We start from the raw sequence: 3,060 nt of genomic DNA on the forward strand, positions 1-3,060 counted from the left end.
TTAGCTCTTTAACAATCTGGAACAAGCTGAAAAATTGAAATGCTCAATAATATCACCGAGGTGTTATTGAGTTATCTCTCAGGCTGAACAATCCGAGACTCTTTCGGGTTGTGAGGTTAAGCGACTAAGCGTACACGGTGGATGCCTAGGCAGTCAGAGGCGATGAAGGACGTGCTAATCTGCGAAAAGCGTCGGTAAGCTGATATGAAGCGTAATAACCGGCGATGTCCGAATGGGGAAACCCAGTGCAATGCGTTGCACTATCATTAACTGAATCCATAGGTTAATGAGGCGAACCGGGGGAACTGAAACATCTCAGTACCCCGAGGAAAAGAAATCAACCGAGATTCCCCCAGTAGCGGCGAGCGAACGGGGAGCAGCCCAGAACCAGCATCAGCCATGCCATCAGAGGAACGGTCTGGAAAGGCCGGCAAGAGAGGGTGACAGCCCCGTACTCGAAGGCGGTATGGTTGTGAGTTCGATGAGTAAGGCGGGACACGAGAAATCCTGTCTGAAGATGGGGGGACCATCCTCCAAGGCTAAATACTCCTGACTGACCGATAGTGAACCAGTACCGTGAGGGAAAGGCGAAAAGAACCCCGGCGAGGGGAGTGAAAGAGAACCTGAAACCGTGTACGTACAAGCAGTGGGAGCCTTGAGCAATCAGGGTGACTGCGTACCTTTTGTATAATGGGTCAGCGACTTATATTCTGTAGCAAGGTTAACCGCATAGGGGAGCCGCAGGGAAACCGAGTCTTAACTGGGCGAATGAGTTGCAGGGTATAGACCCGAAACCCGGTGAGCTAGCCATGGGCAGGTTGAAGGTTGGGTAACACTAACTGGAGGACCGAACCGACTAATGTTGAAAAATTAGCGGATGACCTGTGGCTGGGGGTGAAAGGCCAATCAAACCGGGAGATAGCTGGTTCTCCCCGAAAGCTATTTAGGTAGCGCCTCGTGAAGTCATCTTCGGGGGTAGAGCACTGTTTCGGCTAGGGGGCCATCCCGGCTTACCAACCCGATGCAAACTGCGAATACCGAAGAATGTTATCACGGGAGACACACGGCGGGTGCTAACGTCCGTCGTGAAGAGGGAAACAACCCAGACCGCCAGCTAAGGTCCCAAAGTCATGGTTAAGTGGGAAACGATGTGGGAAGGCCCAGACAGCCAGGATGTTGGCTTAGAAGCAGCCATCATTGAAAGAAAGCGTAATAGCTCACTGGTCGAGTCGGCCTGCGCGGAAGATGTAACGGGGCTAAACCATGCACCGAAGCTGCGGCAGCGACACGTTTGTGTGGCTGGGTAGGGGAGCGTTCTGTAAGCCGTCGAAGGTGGCGCTGTGAGGCCCGCTGGAGGTATCAGAAGTGCGAATGCTGACATAAGTAACGATAAAGCGGGTGAAAAACCCGCTCGCCGGAAGACCAAGGGTTCCTGTCCAACGTTAATCGGGGCAGGGTGAGTCGACCCCTAAGGCGAGGCCGAGAGGCGTAGCTGATGGGAAACAGGTTAATATTCCTGTACTGAATGTGACTGCGAAGGGGGGACGGAGAAGGCTAGGCCATCCGGGCGACGGTTGTCCCGGTTTAAGCGTGTAGGTGGGAGGAGCAGGCAAATCCGCTCTTCTTTCAACACTGAGGCGTGATGACGAGCTGCCACGGCAGTGAAGTGGCTGATGCCCGGCTTCCAGGAAAAGCCTCTAAGCACCAGGTGACATTGAATCGTACCCCAAACCGACACAGGTGGTCAGGTAGAGAATACTCAGGCGCTTGAGAGAACTCGGGTGAAGGAACTAGGCAAAATGGTGCCGTAACTTCGGGAGAAGGCACGCTGGCGCTAGGTGAGGGAGTTCGCCTCCGGAGCCGAAGCCAGTCGCAGAGACCAGCTGGCTGCAACTGTTTATTAAAAACACAGCACTGTGCAAACACGTAAGTGGACGTATACGGTGTGACGCCTGCCCGGTGCTGGAAGGTTAATTGATGGGGTTAGCCGCAAGGCGACGCTCTTGATCGAAGCCCCAGTAAACGGCGGCCGTAACTATAACGGTCCTAAGGTAGCGAAATTCCTTGTCGGGTAAGTTCCGACCTGCACGAATGGCGTAATGATGGCCAGGCTGTCTCCACCCGAGACTCAGTGAAATTGAACTCGCTGTGAAGATGCAGTGTCCCCGCGGCAAGACGGAAAGACCCCGTGAACCTTTACTATAGCTTGACACTGAACATGGAGCCTTGATGTGTAGGATAGGTGGGAGGCCAGGAAGTGTGGACGCCAGTCCGCATGGAGCCATCCTTGAAATACCACCCTTGAATGTTCGATGTTCTCACTTAAGCCCGTAATCCGGGCTGAGGACAGTGTCTGGCGGGTAGTTTGACTGGGGCGGTCTCCTCCCAAAGCGTAACGGAGGAGCACGAAGGTTGGCTAATCACGGTCGGACATCGTGAGGTTAGTGCAAAGGCATAAGCCAGCTTAACTGCGAGAGTGACGGTTCGAGCAGGTACGAAAGTAGGTCTTAGTGATCCGGTGGTTCTGCATGGAAGGGCCATCGCTCAACGGATAAAAGGTACTCCGGGGATAACAGGCTGATACCGCCCAAGAGTTCATATCGACGGCGGTGTTTGGCACCTCGATGTCGGCTCATCACATCCTGGGGCTGAAGTAGGTCCCAAGGGTATGGCTGTTCGCCATTTAAAGTGGTACGCGAGCTGGGTTTAGAACGTCGTGAGACAGTTCGGTCCCTATCTGCCGTGGGCGCAGGAAGATTGAAAGGGGCTGCTCCTAGTACGAGAGGACCGGAGTGGACGCACCGCTGGTGTACGGGTTGTCATGCCAATGGCATAGCCCGGTAGCTAAGTGCGGGAGAGATAACCGCTGAAAGCATCTAAGCGGGAAACTTGCCTTGAGATGAGTCTTCCCCTGACTTTGAGTCACGGAAGGAACGTTTAAGACGAAGACGTGGATAGGCTGGGTGTGTAAGTGCAGCGATGCATTGAGCTGACCAGTACTAATGAACCGAGAGGCTTAACCTTACAACGCCAAAAGGGTTTTGGTGTTCGGAAGACAGC

General features: G+C 53.9%; 1 rRNA gene. It reads left to right on the forward strand.

The features are described 5' to 3' along the window. Positions 1–114 precede the first annotated feature (114 nt). Positions 115–3,024 (forward strand): 23S ribosomal RNA (locus EAE91_RS22950). Positions 3,025–3,060: the final 36 nt, after the last annotated feature.

The organism is Photorhabdus noenieputensis (genome assembly GCF_018448935.1).
Classification (GTDB): Bacteria; Pseudomonadota; Gammaproteobacteria; order Enterobacterales; family Enterobacteriaceae; genus Photorhabdus; species Photorhabdus noenieputensis.